This is a genomic window from Actinomycetota bacterium (genome assembly GCA_040881665.1).
Lineage (GTDB): Bacteria > Actinomycetota > UBA4738 > UBA4738 > HRBIN12 > JBBDWR01.
In genome coordinates this window covers 575,836-600,710 of sequence record JBBECT010000004.1, presented here as the reverse complement: position 1 = coordinate 600,710, position 24,875 = coordinate 575,836, and the positions used below count along the sequence as shown (strand labels likewise).

The window sequence follows — 24,875 nt, the reverse complement described above, 5'->3', positions numbered from 1 at the left end:
CGCTATCGACGGCCCCGACGATCGGGGTCGACGGCGGCCCTCGTGTGCGTCCTGCTCGCCACGGGGTCGGTCGGAGCCGCCGGGAGCGGTTCGACCGGTGAGACAAGGGGCGGCCCGATCCCTGTGGACGCACCGAACATCGTCGTGATCCTCACCGACGATCAGCGCGCGGATCAGATCAGGGAGATGGACGCGTTGCTGTCGGAGGTCGGGGACCGCGGCGCGACGTTCCCGCGCGCGTTCGTGGGCAATCCCCTGTGTTGCCCGGCACGTGCTTCGATCCTCACGGGCACCTACTCCCATACGAACGGCGTCTGGACGAACGGCGAAGGAACGGATCCGTCGCTCGGTGGTTGGGACGTGTTCCACGATCTCGGGCACGAGTCGCGCACCGTCGCGGTCGCACTCGATGAAGCGGGCTACAACGGGGCGTTGATCGGCAAGTACATGAACGGCGCTCAGGATGCACCGGCGGCGCCCGGATGGGATCGATGGGTCGCGTTCGCCGAAGATCGGCCCGGCTACTACGACTACTTCCTTCGAGTGGATCCCGACGGGCAGGGCCCGCAGCCGTCGGCGCTCGAGCCTCATGGTGATGCGCCGCAGGACTACGCGACCGACGTTCTCGCCGCGCATGCCGTGTCGTTCATCGAGGACGTTCCCGAGAGCGACCCGCTGTTCCTGTTGCTCGCGCCGTTCGCACCCCACGGCCGAGCGATCCCGGCGCCTCGCCACGAGGGCGTCATGGATCAGCTGCACGTCGGCTTGGGGCCCGCCTTCAACGAGGACAACGTCGCCGACAAACCCAGGTACATCCAAAAGAGGCTGCGCCTGTCGAACGATCGAGCCGCCGAGCTCAGGGCGGACTACCGCACCCGCGTCGAGACGCTCGAGGCGGTGGACGAGGCGATCGCGGACGTCCTCGCCGCGCTCGCCTCGACGGACCGCCTCCACGACACGCTGATCGTGTTCACCTCCGACAACGGGTTCCTGTTCGGTGAGCACCGGTGGACCGGCAAGCTCGTTCCCTACGAGGAGAGCGTCCGCGTGCCGTTGCTCGTGCGATGGGACGGAGTGATCCCGGCAGGCGCGAGGGTGCGCGAACTCGCTTCCCATGTGGACATCGCCCCGACGCTCGTCGAGGCCGCGAGCACGTCGATGCCGGCCCCGGTGGACGGCTACTCCCTGCTGCCGCTGTTGACCGGAGCGGGCGAGGCCGTGCGCTCTGAGGTGCTCTTCGAGCACGTGCGGTTCCACGGGGGCAAGCCGGATCCGCCGTCGTATTGCGGCATCCACACCGACACCGACCGCACCTACGTGCGGTATTCCAGCGGCGAAGAGGAGTTCTACAACCTGCACCACGACCCCGCGCAACTCCGCAACCTGGCCGGGAACCGGCCCGCAGGGCTGCGGGACGCGCGGAAGCGTGCGCGGCAGAACTGCCCGTACGATCAGATCCCGGGGTTCGGATGATGCGAGGTGTCAGTCACCGGCGTCGGGACTGAGCCCGAGAGCACGAGCGGCCTTCTTCGCGTGCAGAGGTGCGACCGTCTGTTCGCCTCGCGCGAGGACGGTCGCGAGGTGTTCCCGCGCGCAGATCGTCACTCCCCGCACCCGGCGCGGGCCGGCGGCCGTTGCGCGCGTTAGACAGATCACCGGCTCGACGTCCAGGAACACGTTCTTGCCGGAGAACCAGTAGTGGAGCTTTCGCGCTGCGCGGCGAGCACGTAGGAACCCACCGATGCGTTCGTCGCCGACGGACGCCGAGGCCGTCCCGACCTTCAAGTACCCGGTCGCGTCGTTCGCCTGGATCAGGAACGCTCCCGTGACGCCGACGACGACGGCCGCGCCGAAGCCCGAGTCCTTCGGGGGCCGGGCGAACCAGAACATCCACGGATCGAGCCGCACCAGTTCCTCGCCGAGAGGGCGGGGGATGCAGCCGGTGCCCGTTCGGTCGGCGCGTGTCTGATCGGGCCACGGTGAGGAGGCCATGTGCCAAGCGTCGGCCCGACCCCCTCGCGGCTTGAACGCCCCAGGTCACAGACGTCGTGCGCCGGATCAGCCCCAGCCCATGCCGGTCATGAGCGCGCGCAGGGTGAGACCGAACGCGATGAACGACACCCAGGCGAACGGGGTCCAGGGCCGGATCGGGATCTGCGTTCCGTCGCGGTGCTGGATCCCGAGCACCGAGAGGTTCCCGATGCGCGCAACGACGTGCGCGATCGCGAACAGCAGCAGCGGCAGCAGCCCGTACACATAGTGGAGCGTTCGCGCCAGGCCTGTGGCCTCCGGTCGTCCTCCTGCGATCAGCAGTCCGATCCCGATCACCGCCTGGACTGCCGCGACCACCTGGGCGAGGGCGACCCACTTCCAGTACAGCTCCCCGGGTCCGCGGCGACTGACCTTCGCCGCCAGGCCCCAGACCCACCCGAGGGTGAAGACGGCCACGACCGTGAAGCCCAGGATCTGGTGCACGGTGTCCACGGCGCCAGATGCTACGAGGTCTCGAGCTGATCCGGCCCAAAGCGCACTACACGGAGATCGAACCGGTGCCGTCGTCGGCGATCGCGATCGAGGTTCCGAACGGCTCGGACGCAGCCTGGAGCCTCTTCAGGATCGAGGAGCTGGTCTCCGCATCCGCGATCCGCGGGATACCGCTCTCGGTGAGTCGTCGTCCGTACCCGAGATCGACCGGGTGCAACCGGACGATCGAGGGTGTGGCGTCCCGGAACTCGACCTGTGCCAACACGCTTTCGAAGTAGCGCGGATCGTCGAAGCCCTGCGCGTTCATGATCAGGTTGATCTCCGCGTCGGTCGCATCCTCGGCGCGCTCACCGAGCCCTCGACGGAGGGCCTCGGCACCTTCCTCCCGGAAGGCGCGCACCATCGGTTCCTGGATGTCGCTGAAGATGAAGTTGCCGAGGCCGTAGAAGATCGGCCGGCCACGGTAGATCTCGACCGGCCAGAGTCGATGAACGCCGTGACCGACGAACACGTCCGCGCCGGCGTCGATCGTCGCGTGGGCGAGATCCACGAGGAACGGAGGTGGCGTTGCCCCGTCCGGACCCTCCTGATGTACGTGCGCCGAAACGACGAGGAGGTCCGCGAACTGCTTGCCCTGCCGGATCGAGAGGAGGTTCCCCTCGACGTCTTGTCCGTACGGCTCGTATCGCAGTTCGGTCCGTTCGCCGACGCGGAACGTCGTGTCGAAGACGTTCACCGTTCCCGGACCCTCCGACGCGTATCTCTCCCACGTCCCCTCCGGATCGAACAGGCGTGCGATCTCGCGGAGCCCTTCGAAGGTGGCTTCGGGAACCGTGAGACGTCGACGCAGGCGGATCCCGTTGAGCCCGGGGCGCGCCGGAACCTCGTTGTGCTGATCGAGCGCCGCGGAGGGCTCGAAGCGCTCCGTCGTGTGGAACGAAACCACGCCGACGCGGCCCCCCGCCGTCTCCAGGTAGCGCGCGGCGCGCGCCGAGGCGAGCGATCCCCCCGCGCCCGCGTGGACCACACCCGCGCGGTCGAGATGGCGTCCGGTCTCGTGCATCCCCCCGACGTCCCAATCGAGCACGTGGTTGTTCCCGCGACCCACGAGGCCGAAGCCGAGCGCCGCGAGATCCTGTGCTACGGCCGGCGAGGCAACGAGCGACCAGTCCTCGTGCACCCGCGGGTAGTGGCGGAAACGAGCCACGTCGACGATCGAGGTCTCGAGGTTGCCGAACGTGGCGGTTGCTCCGCGCAACAGATCGACGGTTCGAGCGAGCCCTGGATCGTGTCCGATCGAGGGCAACAGGGGTCGTGAGGTGATGCAGTCACCCACGGCCGCGAACGTGAAGCCGTCGGTCACGCTGGCGTCGAGCTCCCGATCGAGCGGGCGACGTGGGTCGAACGCGGCAGGGGGCTCGGAAGGCTCGTGCTGGGTCACGCGCGGAGCATAGGCCGTGGGACCGCGGGTGGTCGAAGGGAGGTCGCGACCTCCGGTCAGACGGCAACCGCGAGAGCTGCGAGAACGAGTCGGCGACGACGTCAGTGGGGGCTGCTACGGTCCGCCCGTGCGCGACCTGGAGCAGATCCTGGCGGGGCTCAATCCCGCCCAGCGCGAAGCGGCCCTCGCCGTGCGGGGTCCGGTCGCGATCCTCGCCGGTGCGGGCACGGGCAAGACCACGACGATCACACGGCGGATCGCCGCCCAGGTCGCCACCGGGACGTTCCGGTCCGAGCAGCTGCTGGCGGTGACATTCAGCGAGAAGGCCGCGCGCGAGCTCAAGCAGCGACTGACCACGCTCGGGGTCAACGCGGTCGAGGCGCGCACCTTCCACGCCGCCGCTCTCTCGCAGCTCTCGCGGTTCTGGGAGCCGAACGTCGGCGAGCCGCTCCCCGACGTGCTCGACTCGAAGGCGCCGGTCGTGGCCTCGCTCGCGAACTCCCTGCCCCCGCCCTACAAGTTCTATCCGCGCCGCGAGATCTCCGGGGAGATCGAATGGGCGAAGAACCGGATCGTCGGTCCCGACGGGTACCTCGTCGAGCTCGAACGCACCGGGCACGAGCCGCCGATCCCCGCCGATCTGATGCAGCAGATCTTCGAGGGCTACGAGCGCCGGAAGGGTTCGATGCGCAGGCTCGACTTCGAGGACATGCTGGGGCTCACCGTGCAGATGTTCGACGAACACCCCATGGCCCTGGCGGCGGTCCGTGACCGCTACGGCGCGTTCACGGTCGACGAGTACCAGGACGTGAACCCGCTGCAACAGGCCCTGCTCGATCGATGGCTCGGGGATCGCGACGATCTGTGCGTCGTGGGCGACGACTACCAGACGATCTACGGGTTCACGGGCGCCTCGCCGGAACATCTGCTCGCGTTCCCCGATCGGTTCGGGCACACGCACATCGTTCGGCTCGAGGAGAATTACCGATCGACACCCCAGGTGCTCGCGTTCGCGAACAAGCTGGTCCCCAGGCTCGGAGGGTTCGAGAAGCGGCTCCGATCCTCGCGTGAGGCCGGCCCCGATCCGGTCGCGCGGAGCCACCCGACGCAGGTCGACGAGGTCGACGCGATCGTCGCCGACGTCCGGAGGCTGCATGCGTCGGGAGCGCCCTACGAGGAGATCGCCGTGCTCTACCGGATCAACGCGCGCTCGGAACCGTTCGAAGAGGCCTTCGCCGAGAGCTCGATCCCCTATCAGGTCCGCGATGGTGCGTTCCTGCGGAGGCCGGGGCCGCGCTCGGTCCTCCAACGCCTGAAACGCGCCGACCCGGCGGGCGCTCCCGTTCCCGTGATCGAGGACGCGACCTCGCAGGTCGGCTACGACCCGGACGGTGAGCCCGAGTCCGACGATGAAGCGACCCGGCAGATGGACCTCGCGCGACTGCGCGCACTCGCCGAGGAGTTCGCCGGCTCGCACCCCAACGGCGATCTCGCGGAGTTCGTCTCCGAGTTGACCCGGCGCTTCTCGACCGAACACAGCGGCCGAGGCGTGCACCTGCTCACCTACCACCGGGCGAAGGGACTCGAATGGGACGCGGTGTTCCTGCCCCGGCTCCTGGACGGGGAGCTCCCGTTCCGCGCGGCCCGGTCAAAGGCCGATCCCGAGGAGGAACGGCGGCTGCTCTACGTCGGACTCACGCGGGCGCGGCGCGTGCTCACGCTCTCCTGGCCGCTGGACGAGCGCAAGGGAGCGAGCCCGTTCCTCGACGAGCTCGGGATCCGACCGGCTCGGGAGCAGCGCAAGACCGAGCGCGATCGCCCGCGTTCGTCCACGAACGGGAAGGCGCCCGTGCCGACCGGCGATCCTCTGTTCGATGCACTCCGCGCGTGGCGGCGCACGCGGGCGAGCGAGGACGGCGTTCCCGCCTACGTGATCTTCCACGACTCCACGCTCGTCTCGATCGCGGACAAGCGCCCTCGCTCCCGCGCTGCCCTGGCGAACATCGGCGGGGTGGGACCCACCAAGCTCGACCGCTACGGCGACGACGTCCTCGACGTGGTCGCCGACGCCTGACCCCGGCGTCACAGGGTCCGGCTCAGCACCAGGCTCGCGGCGAGCACCGGCATCGCGACCGACATCCATCGCAACGCGCGCTCTGGGGTCGCACGCAGGGCTGCGGCGTCGATCGGCTCGCGGGTGCCGTCGCGGAAGGTCAGTTCGCCGCGGACGTCCTCGACCCGCCGGCGCAAACGGCGGGCCGGCGTCGAGAGCGCGCGCTGGGCCGCGGCGATCGCCCCACACGCGCACGCGGCGAGCACGGCCGGTGCCGTCACCTCACCGGTTTGCGCGAAGAACCCGGTGAGGGTCGGGAACCCGCCCCAGGCGAGCGCGAACCACAGATCGGAGTGGAACGCACCGCCGAACAGCTCGAGGTTGTAGGCGACGACGAGGAACCCACCGGCTGCGATGAACGCCCACATCCATGCGGAGACCTGGGCTGCACCATCGATCCCGAGTACGACCGCGCCTGCGAGCCCGGCGGTCGCGATCGCCCAGAGCACACGATCGGGGATCCGCGTGCGCAGCGGCCTGCCGTGCAGCTCATCGAGGGCGTGAGCCGCCAGTCCGATCGCGAGGAAGAAGGCGAGCAGGCTCTCGCCGAGCCAACGCCAGGAGATCGTGGGGGCGATCGACGCGCCGATCGCGACGGCGGAGAGGTTCCAGAGCGTGTAGGGAGGATGCAGGAGGCTCCAGTAATCGCGCCACCCGCCGGGCGACAGCGCGTAGAACGCCGGCCGATCGCCGGGATCAGCCACGCGGGCGGCCCTTCCGCACACCCCAGGTCACCAGTCCGGCACCGAACGTGAGACCACGGGTTCGGACGTGGCCGATGCCCGCTTCCTGCCACATCCGCACCTGCACGGGCAGGGGGTAGTGGCGAGCGAAGCTCGCGATGCTCGGTCCGAGGAACGCACCCGTGTGTCTCCAGGCCGGCGAGACGACCCCGCCGGCGACCGGCAACACGGTACGTGTGTACAGCGTCCAGGCGGCGTTGGCCGCCGGGCGTTCCGGGACTCCGAACTCCAAGGAGGCCAGCGTTCCACCCGGCCGAAGCACCCGCGCGAGCTCACCGAGCGTCGCCGCAGGGTCGTCCACGTAGCGCAGCAGGTAGGTGAAGGTCACCGAATCGAACATGGCGTCGTCGAAGGGAAGGCGCTCCGCCCGCCCGAGGACCGCCGAGATCCGCTGCTGCATCCCCGCCGCTCGGGTCGCCTCGACTCCCACTCGCAGCATCGGCTCGCTGGGATCGAGTGCGACGACGTCCACGTTTCGCCTCGCGACGAGCTCGCGTGCGACGAGCCCCGTTCCGCTCGCGACGTCGAGGACGAGCGACCCGGGAACGGCGTTCACCTTCGAGACGAGGAACCGCCGCCACCGGGGGTCCTGCCCGAGGGAGAGCGCGGCACCCATGCGCTCGTACCGCGGTGCGATGCCCGCGAACAGGTTGCGTGCGTGCCGGGTGCGCTGGGTGTCGATGCTCCCGAGCCTAGTCGGCGAGCGGTCGGTCGGCTCAGGCCTCGAGCAACGACTCGAGCAGCGCCGGAAGATCCCCGACGCCGTCGATCACATGGTTCGGCTCCCCGGCTTCGAGGTCGTCCTGGCGGAACTTGCCCGTCCGCACGAGCACGCCGGTCATCCCCGCATGCTGCGCGGCGAGGACGTCGTTGCGGATGTCGTCGCCCATCATCAGCGCGCGGTCGGGAGCGGCACCCGTCCCGGCAAGCGCCGCCTCGAAGAAGGTCGTCGAGGGCTTGCCGCAGACGACGGCTTGCGTGTTGGCCGCGTCCTCGAGCAGACGCAGGTACGCGCCGCCGTCGAGGTGCCAGGCGTCCTCGCTTCGCCAGTAGAGGTTGCGGTGCATCGCGACGAGCGCGGCACCGTCCATCAGCATCCGGAACGCGCGGTTGACCGCGCCGTAGGTGAACAGGTCGCTCGCGCCGCCGACGACCACGACATCGGCGCCCTCCTCCACGAGTGTGATGCCGGCGAGGTCCTCCTCCGGGTCGCCGTCGGAGAGCAGGAACACCGTGGCGCCCCGGTGGTGCATCCGCAGGTAGCTCGCCGTCCCCACGACCGCGGTGACGATCTCGTGGGCCTCGACCCGGATCCCGGCATCGTTCAGCTGCTTCGCGAACCCGGACGCCGTCGTGTGGGTGGAGTTGGTGACCACCCGCAGGGGGATCTCCTGCTCACGGAGCCAGGCGATCGTCGCGGGCGCACCGTCGATCGGTTCGGAACCGAGCAACAGCACACCGTCCATGTCGAGCAGGACGACATCGAACTTCATGCGTGGAGCGTACTGCGACCGACGGCACGAACCGTGGAAGGACGGCGTCAGAGCCGGATACCCGCCTGCTTGCGCGCCCACTCGACGGTCCCGGCCGGTTCCTCACCGCGTCGACGGCGCAGCCCCTCCTGGTACGGAGTGATGTAGCGGTGCTTCGGTGGGATCAACCCGTGGGCAAGCTTGACGCCCGCGAGCGTGGCGCGGAGCAGCGCCTGCTTCGCCGGGTTCCAGGACACGCCGTACCCCTCCCGGACCGGCGACGGCAACGTGCCGAAGGCCCACCTCGACACCGCGCGCAGCACCGGTTTCCACTCCGCCTCCGCGGGAGGATGGGCGAACAAACCCGCCACGGTGCGCGCATCGTCGGTGATCAGCAGCTCCGGACCGGCCGCCATCTCCTCGACGTAGGCATGCAGGTCCGGCACGGTCTGCGGGACCAGGTCGCGGGGAACCCGACAGAGCTCGGCCGCGAGCTTCTGCTCGTCGTGGAACCGTTGACGCCCCGCGTCGTCGAGCCGTCCGATCGTCAGACGCTCGAACAGCAGCGCACTGTCGATGAGCGTCGCGTGGACCCACAGCAGCAGTTCGGGGTCAAGCGCGTCGTAGCGCTTGCCGGTGACCTCGTCGATGCCGTGGATCGGTTCGTGGATCGCGTTGATCCGCTCCGCCGCAGCATCGGCCTCGGACCTCGTTCCGAATGTGAGGGTGTATTGCAGGAGCAGCGTGCGCTGGAGCCGCTTCCATGGGTTCCGTTGGAACATCGCGGTCTGTCGCGCACCCGCGACGACGAGCGGATGCGCCGACTGGAGCAGAAGTGCCCGGGCACCCCCGAACAGGACCGTCACCTCGCGGTGAACCCGCCACGAGACGCTGTCGGGTCCGAAATAGCCGAGATCGGGGTCGTTGCTCACCGTGCCACTCTAGGAGGGCGGTCGGGTTTCGACCGCAGCCCGCGAGCGGTGGGCTGCGGTGCACCTACTGGACAGGGCGGCTGCGGCGTCGCACGATAACGGCCGGTTCATCGGATCCCGGCTCGTCACGCGGCGGGCCCGACCCGTACCGTGCCCGGATGCTCCTTCCCCTGCTGATCGTCCTCGTCGCCATCGGGGCCGGCTATCTGGCCGGCGGACGTCTGCGTGGCTTCGAGGCGCTCCACCTCCGGTGGTGGCTGCTCGCTCCGCTCGGCCTCGCGATGCAGCTGGCGCCGATCCCGACCGACGGCGATCCGGTGCGCGAGGCGATCGCGGCGGGGGTGCTCGTCGCGAGCTTCCCCGTGCTGTTGCTCTTCCTCGGTGTGAACCGCCGGGTGCCCGGGTTCGCGCTGATCTTCGTCGGCCTGGTGCTGAACCTCGTCGTGATCGCTCCCAACGGGGGGATGCCCGTGAGCCCGAGCGCGATCCGAGCCGCGGGAGGAACCGAAGCCGACGTCCAGGAACTCTCAGGAAGCGCGGACGTGAAGCACCACGTTCGCGGTGAGGACGACGTGCTCGCGGTGATGGGAGACACGATCCCGATCGCGCCGCTGGGGACCGTCGTGAGTCTCGGGGACCTGGTCGCCTACGCCGGTGCGGCGTGGGTAGTGATCGGCGCCATGCTCAGGCCGGCACCGAGGCGGGAGGATCCGCCTTCGACCCACCGTCCGGCTCGTGGGTACCGGGGGAAGCACCGTCCTGGGGCGCTCCCGGCCGCGGAACCGAGACGGCGCGGGCGGAGCCGTCCTGTTCCTGCTGCAGCAGCGCGCTCGGGAACCGCACCGTGATCGTCGTCCCCGCACCCGGAGCGCTCCGCACATCGAAGGTTCCGCCACCGACCGTCGCGCGGTCACGCATCATCGCCATCCCGAAGTGACCCTCGGGGCCCGGCGCCTCGATGTCGAAGCCTTCGCCGTCGTCCGCGATCACCAACTCGATCTCGTCGTCGACCTCGCGGACGGAGATCTCCAGGTTATGCGCGCCGGCGTGCTTGAGCGCGTTCATCGTGGCCTCGCGGGCAACGTGGTAGATCAGCAGCGCGATCGGGGCCGGCAACTCGATCTCTTGTACGTCGACCTTGAAACGAACACCCGAGTCGCGCCCCGCCTCGGCCACGAAGCCCTGGATCGCCTCCGCGAGCCCTGCATGACCCAGCGGTGACCGATGGAGGTCGCGGATCAGCGCACGGACGCGGTCCGAGGTCTCCTGCTTGGTTCCCTTGATCTTGTCGAGACTCTCCTCGACCTCGTCGAGCTTGCCTGTCGACAAGTGACGGCGCGCGACGTCGACCTGGATCGAGAGTCGGAACAAGAGCTGCGCGAGATCGTCGTGCAGATAGGCCGCGATCGCGGACCGCTCGTCCTGCCGCTCCTCGGCCATCCTGTTGGACAGCACACGGAGAACCTGTTCGCGTTCCTGGAGTTCCTTGTGCGCCTCCTCCAGCGCACGGGAGCGGAAGAACATCTGTCGCGCAAGGAGGAGCGGCGCCAACACGGTGACGACAGAAAAGAAGCCGACTCCCTCAAGCGTGTACAGCTTCGCAAGGACGGTGCCTACGAGCCCCAGCCCCACGTAGCTGATTAGGAACTCCTGCCCCTTCCCCAAGAGCTTCGGCACGACTTCAAGCGGCGAGAGGCGGTAGGCAAGAGCAACAGCACTCGTGACGAGAGCGATATTGATTGCGTAGTCAACTAGGGTCGCCAGGAACGCGGCGGGGAGGATCGCCACGAGCGACTCGTCCTCGACTGACGCCAGAGATTGGAACACGGCGCTCGCAGCGAGTACTGACAATCCAACCTGGGATCGATTGAAGAGCGCCCTCAGCGGGGTTACTTCACGTCTCAGTTCCCTAGGGTCTGAGGATCCGAGGAAAGCTATGGCCGCGGCGATACCGGGTGGATATAAGAATGCGACCGCAATCAACATCGGGAACCCGAGGCTCACCGATGTCCCTCTCCATGTGGGTACCTGGAGGAGCTCAACACCGGCGATCAGGAGGATCCAGAAGACAGCCGTGTGCCACTCGACCGTCCATTGATCGGCTGCGAGTGCCGCGACGCCGATCATGGTTGGAATGACGACGACAGCCCCCCAAAGTGTGAGGACGGTCGGCTTCCGCACGGACATCGCCGTGACCTGGCTCTCAGCCATTCGGTTTCCGCTCCTGCAACGCGCTGCTCCCCGATGCGTGACGCTCAATGATGAATCGTGCGCGCCATCAATAGAAGCTCTCCCTGACCGATAGGGCTCCTCCGCTCAGCTACGTCGTAGGGCGTAGGCTGGTCGCGTGGCTTGTCCCCTCAACGGGTGACCCCCATCATGTCTCCCGAAGGTCGGCGGTGCTGTGGCCGCGCCTAGCGGGGCGTAATCGCCTCGCACCCGTGAGGAGGGAGGCACCATGAACATGATCAAGCGTGCAGCCATTGCCCTGGGCTCGCTCTTGGCCCTGGTCGTTGCCGGAGGCGCACACCACCGCTTCTGATTCTGCTGCGAGTACCAAGCTTCAAGAGCTCGATCGAGAAACCCGGTGCTCGAAGGTGCCGGGTTTCTTCGAGTTCATGCACACGCGTTGCATTGCCTACTCTTCAAACCCCGATCGAGCAGGTACAAGTGCGGTGATGGCTGTACCTTTCCCCACTGATGAGACGATCTGAAGAACGCCACCTAGGGACTCGACGCGTTCACGAAGAGTGAGCAATCCCAAGTGCTCGTCACCATCCACGAGCTCTGGCTCGAAGCCTCGCCCGTCGTCAACGACTGCCACACGAATCCAGCCGTCTTGTCGGGAAACGGAAACCTCAATCCAGGAGGCACCTGAGTGCTTTCGGACGTTCGCCAACGCTTCGCGCGCTGCCTGGTAGGCGACGAGTTCGCTGAGCCCTGATCCGGACACTTCCTCCGCCTCGACCTCAACTTGGATTCCCGTGTCCTCCTCGAACTCTCGCAGAAGCAGCCTCAGGGTCCCGACGAGACCAGCCACCCCTAATCGAGATGTCCTGAGGTCGCGAACCATGGCGCGAATTGCTTCCTGGGCTGATTCCGTTGCCGCCAGCAAGCCCGGAAGATCGTCATCGAGATCAAGGAGTCGACCAGATTCAAGGTCACGCCTGAGTACCTGGCCCATCAAGTGAACCTTGTACAGCGGCTGCAGGACCTCGTCGTGAAGATCCCCAGCCAGGAACAGCCTCTCCTGCCGTCTCTCCTCTGAGATTCGAGTTAGGGCATGCGCAAGGGCTCTCGACCGCGTCACGACTCGCGTGGATGCTTCACGGAATCGATGATTCTGCGCAAACACTTCTCGCGCCATGAAGATGGGCGCAAGGCCAGCGATAAGCCCCCATATCCCGATTTCCACAAACAAGAGGGCCAGTACTGGAGCGAGCAATCCACAACAAAGGTAACCCGCAAGTCGGTGGCGGGGCTCGGTTCCAATCATCCTACGAACCACTTCAAGCAGGCCAATGCCCGAGGTCATATGAGCAGGAGCGGAAACCAACAACACGTTCGTCGTGAGATCACCGACCAGCGCGAGACAGGCGATAAGGGCCACCTTTGGCCAATCAAGGGGATCTGCTTGAAAGAGCTGAAAAGTGAGAGCGGCGGCTAGAGTCGACAGTGCCACCTGGCTCCGATTGAACAGCGCCCGAGCAAGTCCGATCTCGCGCCGGAACTCCCTCGGATCCACCGATCCAAGAAGCGCAACAATCGCAGCAACGTGCGGCGGTAGGACCATACCGGCCGCCAAGAGGATCGGAAGTGACATGGTCAGGACGATTGATGACCACACCGGCACGGGAACAAGGTCCGCGACTGCAACTACCGATAGCCAGGCCGCAGCGACGAAAAGCAAGTCGGGGTCAACCGGCCGAATCAAGAACATCGTGCCGATCAGAACCACGGTTGGAATCGTGACGGACCAGAAGAAGACCGCTAGACGCCCACCACCCACCACGCCTTGGGTAACGCTCCCAGGGGCCGGAGAAACAAGGCTCGAATCAGCGGACATCGTGGCCACTCCGCGAGTTGAACCCAGGACACCACCGTGCGAAGCCCCTCTCGCCAGTTCCTATCGCGCGGTTCATCCGTCCCTCTTCTCGTCGCGCGGGCGGGCTACTCATAACTGACTACCTCATTCCACGCAAGAGCGACAAAGTCCACGTCCAAGAACCCGCAGGTCATGGAGGTCGGGAACCGAACAGCGGCGAGCGACCCTGATCCGGCGGCTTCCTTCGCTATCCTTGAGGGACACCGAAGGGGAGTATCCCCTTGAGCGTCGTCGTCATTACGGCCTGTGGCCCGGCGGCGTAGCCTCGCCAAGAGGCGGGAAAGACCTTCGGCGGACGCGTCAGAGGTATCGCGCCTAGCCGAAGGGAAGAGACCTCGTGGAAGTCGATCTCTGGATCTGGTTCGCGTTCGTCGGCTTCATCCTCGCGATGCTCTGCATCGATCTGTTCGTGTTCCACAAGGACGCGCACGTGGTCAGTGCGAAAGAGTCCGGGATCTGGAGCGCCGTGTGGGTCGCGCTCGGGTTGTCGTTCGGAGCCCTGATCTGGGTCTGGCAAGGTCCCGACCTGGCCGGCCAGTACCTCGCCGGCTACCTGATCGAGAAGTCCCTGTCGGTCGACAACATCTTCGTCTTCGCGCTGATCTTCGGTTACTTCGCAGTCCCGTCCAAGTATCAGCATCGCGTTCTGTTCTGGGGCGTGTTCGGCGCGTTGATCCTGCGTGCGATCTTCATCGCGGCCGGTGCCACGCTCCTCGAGACCTTCCACTGGACGATCTACGTGTTCGGAGCGCTGCTGGTGGTCACGGGCGTCCGGATGGCGCGCCACCAGGACGTGGAAGTGCATCCGGACAGGAACCCGGTCCTGCGGCTGGTTCGGAAACTCGTCCCGAGCACGAGCCAGTTTCAGGGGCAACGGTTCTGGGTACGGCAGGCCGGGAAATGGGTGGCCACTCCGATGTTCGCCGTGCTGATCATCGTGGAGACGACCGACGTCGTCTTCGCGGTCGACTCGATCCCCGCGATCTTCGCGGTGACCAACGAGACGTTCCTCGTGTTCACCTCGAACGCGTTCGCGATCCTCGGACTGCGAGCTCTCTACTTCTTGCTCGCCGACATGATGGGCCGGTTCACCTATCTCAAGCTCGGCTTGGCGGCCGTGCTCGTCTTCGTGGGAGCGAAGATGCTGATCTCCGACATCTATCACGTGCCGATCTGGCTCTCGCTTTTGGTGATCGGAACGACACTGGCCGTCGCGGTCGTCGCGTCCCTTCGGCGGTCGGCCACCCCCCCGGGTGCCTCGCTGCCTGCGCCGCCGGAGGGCGCGACATCCTCGTCGCCGACAACCCCTGAGCCGTCGGAACCCTCGGACGCTGGCGCGAGTGAGGATGTGCGAGACTGACCCTGATGGGCACCTCGTTCACCCGTCGATCACGATGACCGACCCTCAACGCGAACGCCAGGTGTGGGGCGATGACCCCGAGGAGCGCGACGCCTCCGCGGCGATCGCCGAGTTCGAGGCTGGCGGCGGTCGGCAAGGGCGTTGGCACGATCACTGGTCGATCTTCCCATTCAAGGTCGTCGCAAAGTTCATCGGTCGCAACGCCAAGCGTGTCGCCGTCACGATCGCCGGCTTCGCGCTCATCATCGCGGGGATCGCGATGCTCGTGCTGCCCGGCCCGGGCTGGGCAGCGATCTTCCTGGGCCTCGCGGTGCTCGCGACCGAGTACGTGTGGGCCCAGCGCTTGCTGAACAAGGCGAAGGAGAAGGCCACGCAGGCGAAGGATCTTGCCCTGGGACGCAAGCGCAAGCGGGACGAGAAGAAAAAGGACCGCCGCCCTGCCGAGCCCTGAGCCGAAGCCGACCATGGCCCCCGGCAGCATCCTGATCGGCACACCAAATGGGTCGCCGGTTATCCCGCCGCGCGTCACACATGGCTCCGCGAGACATGATGTAGACGTGCGGAGACTCAAGACGGTCGATGTCGGCCTCATCGTCGCTGCAATGCTTGCGGCGTGCACGGGAGACTCTTCGACGCCCACCTCCACTTCCCCGCCTGTCACTAGCCCACCTCCGACCATCCAGCCCCTCGCGGTCACGGATCTCGATTCCTTCGTGAAGGGCCTGGAGCTGGCGGGGCACGAGGTGGAGATCGACCGGCACGAAGATTGGGCGAACGACATCTTCGGGGTCCGTGGTTACTCGGTGTCGTTCGATGGAACGCGACTCATGGCCTTCGACTACCCGAGCAAGAGCGCCGCCACGCGGCTGCAGGAGTCCGTTAGCAAGGATGGGTATTACATCGGTTCTACCGTCATCGACTGGGGCGGTCAGCATCTCTATCGAGCGGGATCGCTGATTGTCGTGTACCTCGGCGAGAGGGCGGGCTCCATCCGCACGCTGGAAGATCTGCTCGGCAGCCAGTTCGCCCCTCGGTCGTGAACGCGTGACACGCAGAAGCAATCGCATCCTCATCGGTACCTCGAGCTGGACCGATCCGACGCTGGTGAAGGAAACCGATTGGTATCCACCCGAGGCGAAGACGGCGGAGAAACGGCTGCGGTTCTACGCGTCGCAGTTCCCGCTCGTCGAGGTCGACTCCACCTACTACTTCCCGCCGAGCGAGCGGAACTCGGTGCTGTGGATCGAGCGGACGCCCGCGCACTTCACCTTCAACATCAAGGCGTACTCGCTGCTGACGAACCACCCCACGCGGCCGGACTCGTTATACAAGGACCTCGTCGAACGGGTCCCCGAGTCCGAGCAGGGCAAGCGACGCTGGTATCGCGAGCAATTGCCCGACGACATCGTCGACGAGGCGTGGCAGCGGTTCCGCGATGCGCTGATGCCCCTGCATTCCGCCGGCAAGCTCGGGGCCGTGCTGTTCCAGTTCCCCCAGTGGTTCACGATCTCGCGCAAGTCCAAGGCCTACATCGACGAGGTCGTCGAACGCCTGCCCGACTACCGGGTCGCGATCGAGTTCCGTCACAAGAGCTGGCTCGAGGAACGGAACCAAGACGAGACGCTGTCGTTCTTGCGCGAGCGGAACCTGCCCTTCGTCGCCGTCGACATGCCGCAGGGCTTCGACTCGAGCCTGCCGCCGATCGCCGAGGCGACCGCCGATGACCTGTCGATGGTCCGGTTCCACGGTCGGAACACCGACAACTGGGAGAAGAAGAGCGAGACCGCGGTCGACCGGTTCACCTATCACTACGAGCAGGCCGAGCTGCAGCCCTGGGTCCCGAGGATCGAGTCCCTCGCGGAACAGACCCGCGAGACCCACGTGCTGATGAACAACTGCTACCGCGACTTCGCGGTCAACAACGCGCGCGACCTCGCGAGCCTGCTCGACGTAGACCTCGACTCACCTCCGCGGGCGTAGCGGCGACCCCGGGGTAGGGTGGCGGGACCGTGTTCGGAGGACGCTCTTTCAAGATCGCGACCGTCGCCGGGATCCAGATCCGGCTCGACGTGTCGTGGCTCGTGATCGCGGCGCTGACGACCTACACCCTCTACGCCAGCTACACACGCCGGTACGACCTTCCCGACGCGGAGAGCCTCGGCTTCGCCCTGCTCTCGGCGGTCCTGTTCTTCGGATCGATCCTGGTCCACGAGGGAGCCCACGCCGTCGCGGGACGCGCCCTGGGGCTTCCAGTCCGCTCGATCACGCTGATCTTCTGGGGCGGCTACACCGAGGTGCAGGCCGACCGGCGAGGAGCCCGAGGCGAGTTCATCGTCTCGATCGTGGGACCGCTGAGCAGCCTGGTCCTGGGCGGCGCCTTCAAGCTGCTCGAGATCGCGGCGAGCGATCCCGTGTGGAACGGCCTGTTCGGCTACCTCGCCTACATCAACACGATCGTCGCCGTGCTGAACGCCCTTCCCGGCGTTCCCCTCGACGGAGGACGCGTACTCCAGGCCGCGGTGTGGGGGATCACAGGTCGGCGCGAGACCGGCGAGCGTGTCGCGGGAGTCTCCGGGATCCTCGTCGGCTGGGCCCTGATCGCCGGGGCGATCTGGATGGCGACGCGCGGCGCGCTCGGCTACACGATCTTCCTCGGGTTCATCGGCTGGACGATGGTCGCATCCGGACGCGGTTCGCAGGAGCGCACCCGGGTGCGCTCCGAGCTCGCGCATGGTCGGGCGCGGGATGCGATGCGCGCTCCACCGGCGACGGTTCCCGCCGACCTGTCGCTGTCCGAGGCGCTCGACCGGTACCTGCGCGGCCACGAGAAGGAGAATTTCCCCGTCGTGGACGGGACGGGGCTGGCGGTCGGCGTGATCTCATTCGACACGGCTCGGCGGGTCGGCGCACGCGATCCCCTGCGACCGGTTCGCGACGGGATGGAGCCGCTCGCGAACGTCCCGGTCGTCTCCGCGGACGAACCCCTCGACCGCGTGCTGGTCTCCCTCGGTCCCGGCCGCACGGGACTCGTCATGGAGGGTGAGCGGATGCTCGGAGCGATCGGACCCGACGACATCTCCGAGTGGTTCGAGAAGCGGCGCGGCGCGATACCCGCCCCGCCGACCGGGGTCGGCCCGATCCCGCCCCCCGGCCCCTCTGCCCCACCACGGCCCGACGCCTGACCGGAGGCGAAGCCCTTCCGAGCAGCGCCTGTCGGTGCCCCTGGGTAGCATCCCGAGTCATGACCCCTCGGCTCCCCGACGACGACCAACGCCGCGTGCTCGACCACGGCGTCGGCCCCCTCCTGGTCACCGGCGCACCCGGCACCGGCAAGTCCACCGTGCTGCGCGAGCGGTTCCTCCACCTGGTCGAGCGCGGAGAGGCCGAGCGCGTCGCGTTGATCGTCGGCTCGAGGCGCGCTCGCGACGAGGCACGCAACGAGCTGCTCTCCCGCATCTCCGGATCCCAACCCGTCGTGCACATCGTGACGATCCACGGGCTCGCGTTCGACGTGGTCGGCCGACGGTACGGGCTCCTCGGCTACGAGCAACCGCCCACGGTCCTGTCGGCGCAGGATCAGTTCGAACGCGTGCAGGAACTCCTCGACGGCGAGGATCCGGCCGACTGGCCGGCGTTCGGCTCGATGCTGCGGATGCGCGGCTTCGCCGACGAGCTCCGCCAGTTCCTGTTGCGCGCCCAAGAGGCACTGCGCACCCCCGAAGACATCGAGCGACGCGCCGCCGAGCGCGAGCTGACCGGCTGGCGCGAGGTCGCCCGCTTCGCCGCCTCCTACCTCCGGGTACTCGACAGCCAGCGACAGGTCGACTTCGCGGGGCTCGTCGAGCAGGCTGCGGCGGCCGCCGCGAAGGACGAGCCCCTCTTCGACCACCTCCTCGTCGACGACTACCACGACACGACGTACGGAGCCGAAGCCCTGATCGCCGCGTTACGCCCGTCCTCGCTCGTGGTCGCGGGCGACGCCGGGTCGCACATCTTCTCGTTCCAGGGCACCACCCTTCGACCCCTTGAGCACTTCCACGAGCGATTCCCGGGCGCTGGGCATGTCCAGCTGGCCGCCGATCATCGCGGCGCCGGTCGCACGATCGAAGCCGTCCGTGCGATGCACACCTCCGAGGAACACGCGACGATCGCCCGCGAGCTGCGCCGGGTCCATGTCCACGACGACGTGCCCTGGGGATCGCTCGCGGTCGTCGTTCGCCGCGAGAACGCGGACCTCGCGGGGTTGCTCCGCGCGCTCGACGACGCCGGTGTTCCCCGGCACGCGCCGCGCGGCGCCGCGACCCTGCGCGCCGAACCGGGCGCGGTGCCGTACCTGCTCGCGCTGGAGTGGATCGCGTTCCCCGGCCGGCGCGACGATCTCGTGGAGTCCGTCCTGACCTCCGAGCTCGGCGCCCTGTCCCCCGCAGCGGCGCGCACCCTGCTCCGCATGGCGCGGCAGGCCAAGCTCCCCCGCCGCGAGGCGATCGGGCTCGCGGCGGGACTCGACGAGGACGAGGCCGGCTCGCTTCGCGCGCTCCACGAGGCATTCACGGCCGCGGAGCCGATCGCGACGTCGTCCGCGCTCGAGTGCTTCCGCGCCCTGTGGAGCGGACTGCCCTGTGCCGCGCGACTGGTCGCCGGGGCCGAGACCGACCCGGGCTCCGCGCGTGATCTCGACGCCGTGCTCGCACTCACCCGTGTGCTCTCGGCGGCGGACGAGTCGCCCGATCGGTCGGTCGCCGCGTTCCTCGAACGACTCGATCGCGGCGAGGGCGGCCCCGAGAGCGCTGCCGGCTCGGACGATCACGACGCTGTGCACGTGCTCACCGCACATGCGGCGGCCGGGCGCGAGTTCGACACCGTCGTGGTCGCGGGTCTGGTCGAGGGGAACTTCCCGAGTCTGCGTCGTCCCGAGCCGATGTTCGACCTCGAGGTCCTCGACGCCGGGCGTTCACGCTCCGACCGCAACCGGATCCGGTTGGCGGACGAACGCCGGCTGTTCGACGTCGTCACGTCGCGCGCCCGTCGTCGCGTTGTTCTGACCGCCGGTGATCCTCACGGCGACGAAGCTTCGATCCGCTCGCGCTTCGCCGACGAGATCGGCGTCGCGTGGCGCGATCTCTCGCCGGCTTGGATCGAAGTTGAGCCCGCCTCCGTCGACGAAGCCGCGGCGCGGTGGCGGCGCGAGCTCGCCGACACCACCGGAACGCCGGCCGCGCGGCTCGCGGGACTCGCCGGCCTCGTGTCCCTCGGCGTCGACCCCACATCGTGGTGGTTCCTGCGCGACTGGACCGACGCCGACGGGGCGCCGGACGACGACCCTCTCCACCTGTCGTACTCGCGGCTCGAGAAGCTCGAGAACTGCGGCCTGCAGTACGTCCTGTCGGAGGAGCTCGGACTCTCGCGCGGCGGCGGCCACCAGGCGTGGGTCGGCACCACGGTCCACTCGATCATCGAGGACTGCGAGAACGGCAAGCTCGAGCGCTCGCTGCCGGCGCTCGTCGACGAGCTCCGGCGTCGCTGGCGCGAGGGTGAGTTCCCTTCCAAGGCGGTCTCCGACGGCTACCGGCAGGTCGCAGAGCAACGGATGCTGCCGAACTGGTTCGACGACTACGGACCCCTGCCGGCGACCGAGTCCGAGGTGGAGTTCCGCTTCGATCACGAGGGCGCACACTTCCGCGGCTTCATCGACCGGATCGGGCCGCTCGAGGGCGGCGGCAACCGGATCACCGACTTCAAGTCCGGCAAGGGCGACAACGCTCCCAAGCCCGGGGAGAGCCTGCAGCTCGGCATCTACTACCTCGCCGTGCAGCAGGCGGAGGAGCTCGCGCGGTTCCGTCCGGTGCGCGCCGTCGAGCTGGCCTACCTCTCCGGAACGTTCCGCCGTCCCCGCCCCACCAAGCAGGTCGCCTGGCCCGTCTCCCCGGCCGGAGAAGAGGAGTACCAACAGCAGATGCGCGATCGGGTCGGGGGACTGATCGGCGAGATCCGCGAACGACGCGACGAGGAAGCCTGGCGGCCCTCGACCAGAGCCAACTGCTTCTTCTGCGACTTCCGAACACTCTGCTCCCTGTACCCGGAGGGACGTCCGGTCTTCGACACGTCCGAGCAGGGCGCATCCTCCGGAGCCGTGGAGGCCCAGGCATGAGTGACCACCCGAGCGAGATCGTCGAGTTCCTCGGCAACGCGCCCACCGACGAGCAGTGGCGCGCGATCTCGATGCCGCTCGAGCCCTACGTCCTGATCGCGGGCGCCGGGTCGGGCAAGACCTCGGTGATGGCCGCGCGCGTGATCCACCTCGCGCTCGAAGCGCTCGCCGGCCGCGAGGGGGTGCTCCCCGGCAACGTGCTCTGTCTGACCTTCACGAACAAGGCGACCGAGAACCTCGTGGCGCGGATCCGCCATGCGTTGCGTGTCCTCGACCTCGACGAAGGGGAGGAACCCGAGATCGCGAACTACCACGGGTTCGCGGCCTCGCTGCTGCAGCGGTACGGGATGTACGCGGGGGTCGAGCCGGGACAACGGGTCCTGCAACCGATCCAACGCGCCGAGCTGTGCGCGAAGGTCCTCGATCTCATGCCGTTCGAGCACTTCACCACCCAGTGGCAGCCCTCGATGATCGACGCGATCCTCACGCTCGACGATCAACTGCAGAACCACTTCGTCGCGCCCGAACAGGTGATCGCCTTCAACGAGGAGCGCCTCGAGGCCCTGTCCGCCCATCGTTCGGATCGGGCCTACGCCGCCGCGCTCGAGCGGATCGAGCTGGCACGCGCGGCGACGCTGTTCCGCGCCGAGAAGCGCCGGCTCGGCGTCCTCGACTACGGCGACCAGATCGAACTGGCCCTGCGCGCGGTCCAGGCGCACCCGGAGATCGCGGCCGAGTACAAAGACCGGTTCCCGGCCGTGCTGCTCGACGAGTACCAGGACACCAACGTCGCGCAGGCCCGCCTCATGGCCGCGGTGTTCGGCGAGGGGCACCCCGTCACCGCGGTCGGCGACCCGGACCAGAACATCTACGCCTGGCGGGGCGCGAGCCTGTTCAACCTCCTCGAGTTCCCGACGGCGTTCCCGAGGGCCGACGGTTCGCCCGCCGAGGTCCTGCCCCTGTTCACCAATTTCCGCAGCGGCGCGCGGATCCTCGCGGCGGCCGACACCGTCATCGCCCCTCTGCCACCCGATCAACGCCCCGCCGACAAGCAGCTCACGCCCTGGCCCGAGAACGGCGAGGGCGAGGTCGGGGTCACGCTGTTCCCCGACGAGGTCACCGAGGCCGAGGCGATCGCGGATCGCGCCGTCGAGCTGCACGCGGCGGGTCAACCCTGGCGCGAGGCGGCGGTCCTCTGCCGAACGTCCCGGCTGTTCTCGACCCTGCAGCTCGCGCTCTCCCATCGCGACGTGCCGGTCGAGATCGTCGGGCTCGCGGGCCTGCTCCAGATGCCCGAGGTCGTCGAGGTGCTCGCGTACGCGCGGGTCGCGGCCGACCCCGGCGACAGCGTCGCGCTCGCCAGGATCCTGCTCGGACCGCGCTACCGGATCGGCGCGCGCGACATGGCACGGCTCGCGGCGTGGGCGAAGACGCAGAACCCACGCGATCGGTCGAGCGAGACCGACGACGACCTGGGACCCGAGCTCCCGGTCCTGCTGGCCGAGGTCTACGACCACCTCGACGAGGTCCAAGACCTCTCCGACGAGGCGCTCGCCCGGCTCGAGGGGTTCCGCAACGAGATCGACGGGCTGCGCGAGCTGGCTCGGCGACCCGTGGGTGCGTTCCTCGCCGAGGTCGTTCGGCGGACGGGTCTGCTGGCCGAGCTGGACGCCGAGGTCGACCGCCATCGTTCGACGACGTCGCGCCGCAACCTCGCTGCGTTCCTCGACGAGGTCCACGCGTTCGCACCGCTCGAGGGGGAGCTCACGATGCGGGCGTTCCTCGCCTACATCGACGCGCTGATGGCAGTCGAGAAGCAGGAATGGTCACCGGTGCAGCCGACCGAGGACGACTCGGTGAAGGTCATGACGATCCACGCGGCGAAGGGACTCGAGTTCGACAGCGTGTTCGTTCCGGGCATGGCGACGGGCGTGTTCCCCGACACGCGCGTCCACCACAACCCGGCACAGAAGGGACGGTCCCTCGACTTCGAGCTGCGGGGCGACGCTGCGATCCTTCCCCGCTACGACGGCGTCTTGAAGCACTTCAAGGAACAGCTCACGGCCCAGGAGCTGATCGAGGAGCGCCGGACGTGCTACGTCGCACTCACCCGCGCCCGCCGGCACCTGTACGCGTCCTCGGCTCACTGGTACGGCGAGCTGTTCAAGGCGAAGGGACCGGGCGTGTTCTTCGACGAGCTGTGCGACTGGGGCGAACGATCGGGCCTGGCACGAACGGACCGGAGCGAAGAGCAGCCCGAAGAGAACCCGTTGCTCGGCTTCCGCGAGAACCTGGTGCGCGACTGGCCCGAGCCGGCGTTGCGGCCCGAATCCGACGCGCTGTTCGCGGAGGGCTGGCGACCGGTCGCGGTCGAGGCGGCCGCCTCCGGAGCGGTCCAACCCTCGTTGCTGGAGTCCCTCGCGGCCGACGAGCGCTCGGTCTTCGATCGCGTCGCGGGCGAGCGCGTCATCCTCGCCGCACACCTGCGCGAGCGGGAGGATGCCGGGCCCCCAGACCCCCCGAGCACTCCCTCGACGTTGTCGGTCAGCAGCGTGATCGAGTACGGGCGATGCCCCAAGCGCTTCTACTGGTCGGCGGTGCGCCCCCTCCCGCGCTTCAGCGGTCCCGCCGCGAGGATCGGCACCGAGGTCCACCGGTGGATCGAGATCCGAGCTCGCGGCCAGGCGACTTTGCTCGAGACCGATGAGGCGCCCGATGTCACGGTCGAGGAGCTCGCCGGCGAGCCGGGCAAGATCGCCACATTGCAGCGCGCCTTCGAACGCAGCCGCCTGAGCGGCGTCGTGCCGCTCGCAGCCGAGCGTCCATTCCTGTTGCGGGTCGGCGACGCCACGATCCGGGGGCGGATCGACGCGATCTACGGCGAGCTCGACGGCGACTGGGAGATCGTCGACTACAAGACCGGCAGGGTTCCGGCGGCCGACGACCCACTGGCGCGCCTGCAGCTCGACCTGTACGCACTCGCGTGCATCGACGTGTGGGGCAAGCGGCCCGAGCAGCTCACCCTCACCTACCTCTACCTGGCGAGCGAAGCCGAGGTCAGCTACGTGTGCGACGCGGCCGACGAGATCCGCGACCGCGTGGGCACGACGCTGCGCGGGATCGCCGACGAACGGTTCGACCCGACGCCCGGACCGCAATGCCGCTACTGCGACTTCCGCCCCTTCTGCGATGCCGGCACGGCGTGGCTCGCCGACGCGGAGGCGACGCGGACCTGATCTGATCGGTCACGCCTCGCCGACGCCTCTGTCGGCACGGTCCAAACGCTCGAGGACATCCTCGAACGACCGGTACTGCGCGGCGGGATCCCATCCCGCGCCACGTGCGACCGTCGGGACCAGGCGTGCCGCGAGCCCCTCGGCGGGCGCTCGCGCGAACGCGGCGGCCCGGAACCACTCCAGGGTCCCCGGCTGCATGACGCTGTCGCCGGATGTTCCGAAGCGACGGTACGAAGGGTCGTCGGTCGGCACCGGAGCGAGCCGGAAGATCCGCTCGATCGCCGCTCGGGCGGCATCGTCTCCGGCCTCGATCCGAACGCCCGCGCCGGTCCACAACGCACCGCCGACGGGCGTCGCAGCCTCGTCGGAGACGGGACTGAACTCGATCCGCATCGAGTGCGCGCCTCAGTCCTGCAACGTTCGTTCGGTGCGGCGCACGCGGCGCGCGAGGGCCTCCATCAGCTTGAGGGCCACCTCGGGATCGTCGCGCAGCAGCCGCTGGAACGCCCGCTGCTTGAGCTCGAGCAGCACCATCGGTGTCTCGGAGACCACCGACGCGGTGCGCTTGCCACCGTCGAGCAACGAGATCTCACCGAAGAAGTCGCCGGGGACGAGCCGGGTCACGGTCCGCGAGCCGCGCGTGACCTTCGCCTGTCCCTCGAGGATCACGTAGAAGCCGTCGCCCGCTTGTCCCTGCTTCACGATCGACACGCCCTGCATGTAGCGCGCCTCGACCGCGAGATCCTGGATCCGCTTCAGGTGTCGGCGCGAGAGCCCCTCGAACAGGGGAACACGCTCGAGTGCGGGAAGTCCTCGATTGGCCATACCGTCCTCCTCGCCT

Annotated in this window: 20 protein-coding genes and 1 pseudogene; 10 read left to right on the top strand and 11 right to left on the bottom strand. The window is 68.2% G+C overall.

Annotated elements, in window-relative coordinates; genetic code table 11:
• Window positions 1–123: 123 nt before the first annotated feature.
• Complete coding sequence (locus WEF05_03890) at window positions 124–1,473, top strand: sulfatase (GenBank protein ID MEX1101037.1); 1,350 nt, start codon at window positions 124–126, stop codon at window positions 1,471–1,473.
• 9 nt (window positions 1,474–1,482) lie between these two features.
• Here the strand turns inward: WEF05_03890 and WEF05_03885 are convergent, their stop codons facing one another.
• The 3 genes from WEF05_03885 to WEF05_03875 all read right to left on the bottom strand — a co-directional run bounded on the left by WEF05_03885 (window position 1,483) and on the right by WEF05_03875 (window position 3,925).
• A complete protein-coding gene (locus WEF05_03885) occupies window positions 1,483–1,992 on the bottom strand; it encodes a hypothetical protein (protein ID MEX1101036.1) in 510 nt (169 codons plus the stop codon).
• 66 nt (window positions 1,993–2,058) lie between these two features.
• Complete coding sequence (locus tag WEF05_03880; GenBank protein ID MEX1101035.1) at window positions 2,059–2,484, bottom strand: hypothetical protein; 426 nt, start codon at window positions 2,482–2,484, stop codon at window positions 2,059–2,061.
• Window positions 2,485–2,530: 46 nt separating this feature from the next.
• On the bottom strand, window positions 2,531–3,925 hold the full coding sequence (locus WEF05_03875; GenBank protein ID MEX1101034.1) for a CapA family protein: 1,395 nt from the start codon (window positions 3,923–3,925) through the stop codon (window positions 2,531–2,533).
• 127 nt (window positions 3,926–4,052) lie between these two features.
• On the opposite strand from WEF05_03875, the gene WEF05_03870 reads away from it, so the two are divergent.
• Window positions 4,053–5,999: a UvrD-helicase domain-containing protein gene (locus tag WEF05_03870; protein MEX1101033.1), complete on the top strand. Its 1,947-nt coding sequence runs from the start codon at window positions 4,053–4,055 to the stop codon at window positions 5,997–5,999.
• An 8-nt stretch (window positions 6,000–6,007) separates the two neighbouring features.
• Here the strand turns inward: WEF05_03870 and WEF05_03865 are convergent, their stop codons facing one another.
• The 4 genes from WEF05_03865 to WEF05_03850 form a co-directional block, all read right to left on the bottom strand.
• Window positions 6,008–6,742, bottom strand: a complete 735-nt coding sequence (locus tag WEF05_03865; GenBank protein ID MEX1101032.1) for a hypothetical protein — start codon at window positions 6,740–6,742, stop codon at window positions 6,008–6,010.
• Window positions 6,735–7,430, bottom strand: coding sequence for a class I SAM-dependent methyltransferase (locus WEF05_03860; protein ID MEX1101031.1), 696 nt, complete (start codon window positions 7,428–7,430; stop codon window positions 6,735–6,737). The genes WEF05_03865 and WEF05_03860 overlap by 8 nt, the downstream gene beginning before the upstream one ends.
• 67 nt (window positions 7,431–7,497) lie before the next feature.
• Window positions 7,498–8,274, bottom strand: coding sequence for an HAD-IIA family hydrolase (locus WEF05_03855; GenBank protein ID MEX1101030.1), 777 nt, complete (start codon window positions 8,272–8,274; stop codon window positions 7,498–7,500).
• Between the two features lie 47 nt (window positions 8,275–8,321).
• Window positions 8,322–9,185, bottom strand: a complete 864-nt coding sequence (locus tag WEF05_03850; protein ID MEX1101029.1) for an oxygenase MpaB family protein — start codon at window positions 9,183–9,185, stop codon at window positions 8,322–8,324.
• 158 nt (window positions 9,186–9,343) lie between these two features.
• On the opposite strand from WEF05_03850, the gene WEF05_03845 reads away from it, so the two are divergent.
• A complete protein-coding gene (locus WEF05_03845) occupies window positions 9,344–10,033 on the top strand; it encodes a DUF5317 domain-containing protein (GenBank protein MEX1101028.1) in 690 nt (229 codons plus the stop codon).
• Window positions 10,034–10,073: 40 nt separating this feature from the next.
• Here WEF05_03845 and WEF05_03840 read toward each other — a convergent pair.
• A pseudogene (locus tag WEF05_03840) lies at window positions 10,074–11,171 on the bottom strand (histidine kinase).
• 652 nt (window positions 11,172–11,823) lie between these two features.
• Window positions 11,824–13,143: an ATP-binding protein gene (locus WEF05_03835; GenBank protein ID MEX1101027.1), complete on the bottom strand. Its 1,320-nt coding sequence runs from the start codon at window positions 13,141–13,143 to the stop codon at window positions 11,824–11,826.
• Between the two features lie 484 nt (window positions 13,144–13,627).
• On the opposite strand from WEF05_03835, the gene WEF05_03830 reads away from it, so the two are divergent.
• The 7 genes from WEF05_03830 (at window position 13,628) to WEF05_03800 (ending at window position 24,034) form a co-directional block, all read left to right on the top strand.
• On the top strand, window positions 13,628–14,650 hold the full coding sequence (locus WEF05_03830) for a TerC family protein (protein ID MEX1101026.1): 1,023 nt from the start codon (window positions 13,628–13,630) through the stop codon (window positions 14,648–14,650).
• Window positions 14,651–14,684: 34 nt separating this feature from the next.
• Window positions 14,685–15,101, top strand: a complete 417-nt coding sequence (locus tag WEF05_03825) for a PGPGW domain-containing protein (protein MEX1101025.1) — start codon at window positions 14,685–14,687, stop codon at window positions 15,099–15,101.
• A gap of 106 nt (window positions 15,102–15,207) precedes the next feature.
• On the top strand, window positions 15,208–15,690 hold the full coding sequence (locus tag WEF05_03820) for a hypothetical protein (GenBank protein MEX1101024.1): 483 nt from the start codon (window positions 15,208–15,210) through the stop codon (window positions 15,688–15,690).
• A 64-nt stretch (window positions 15,691–15,754) separates the two neighbouring features.
• A complete protein-coding gene (locus WEF05_03815) occupies window positions 15,755–16,630 on the top strand; it encodes a DUF72 domain-containing protein (GenBank protein ID MEX1101023.1) in 876 nt (291 codons plus the stop codon).
• Window positions 16,631–16,659: 29 nt separating this feature from the next.
• Window positions 16,660–17,832, top strand: coding sequence for a site-2 protease family protein (locus tag WEF05_03810; GenBank protein ID MEX1101022.1), 1,173 nt, complete (start codon window positions 16,660–16,662; stop codon window positions 17,830–17,832).
• Window positions 17,833–17,891: 59 nt separating this feature from the next.
• Window positions 17,892–20,798 (top strand): ATP-dependent DNA helicase, encoded by a 2,907-nt coding sequence (locus WEF05_03805; GenBank protein MEX1101021.1) that lies wholly within the window; start codon window positions 17,892–17,894, stop codon window positions 20,796–20,798.
• Window positions 20,795–24,034 (top strand): ATP-dependent DNA helicase, encoded by a 3,240-nt coding sequence (locus WEF05_03800; protein MEX1101020.1) that lies wholly within the window; start codon window positions 20,795–20,797, stop codon window positions 24,032–24,034. Before WEF05_03805 ends, WEF05_03800 begins: the two co-directional genes overlap by 4 nt.
• Before the next feature lie 9 nt (window positions 24,035–24,043).
• Here WEF05_03800 and WEF05_03795 read toward each other — a convergent pair whose 3' ends face one another.
• Together WEF05_03795 and WEF05_03790 are read right to left on the bottom strand one after the other, a co-directional pair.
• Window positions 24,044–24,427: a hypothetical protein gene (locus WEF05_03795; GenBank protein MEX1101019.1), complete on the bottom strand. Its 384-nt coding sequence runs from the start codon at window positions 24,425–24,427 to the stop codon at window positions 24,044–24,046.
• 12 nt (window positions 24,428–24,439) lie between these two features.
• Complete coding sequence (locus tag WEF05_03790; protein ID MEX1101018.1) at window positions 24,440–24,859, bottom strand: cyclic nucleotide-binding domain-containing protein; 420 nt, start codon at window positions 24,857–24,859, stop codon at window positions 24,440–24,442.
• Between the last annotated feature and the right edge of the window lie 16 nt (window positions 24,860–24,875).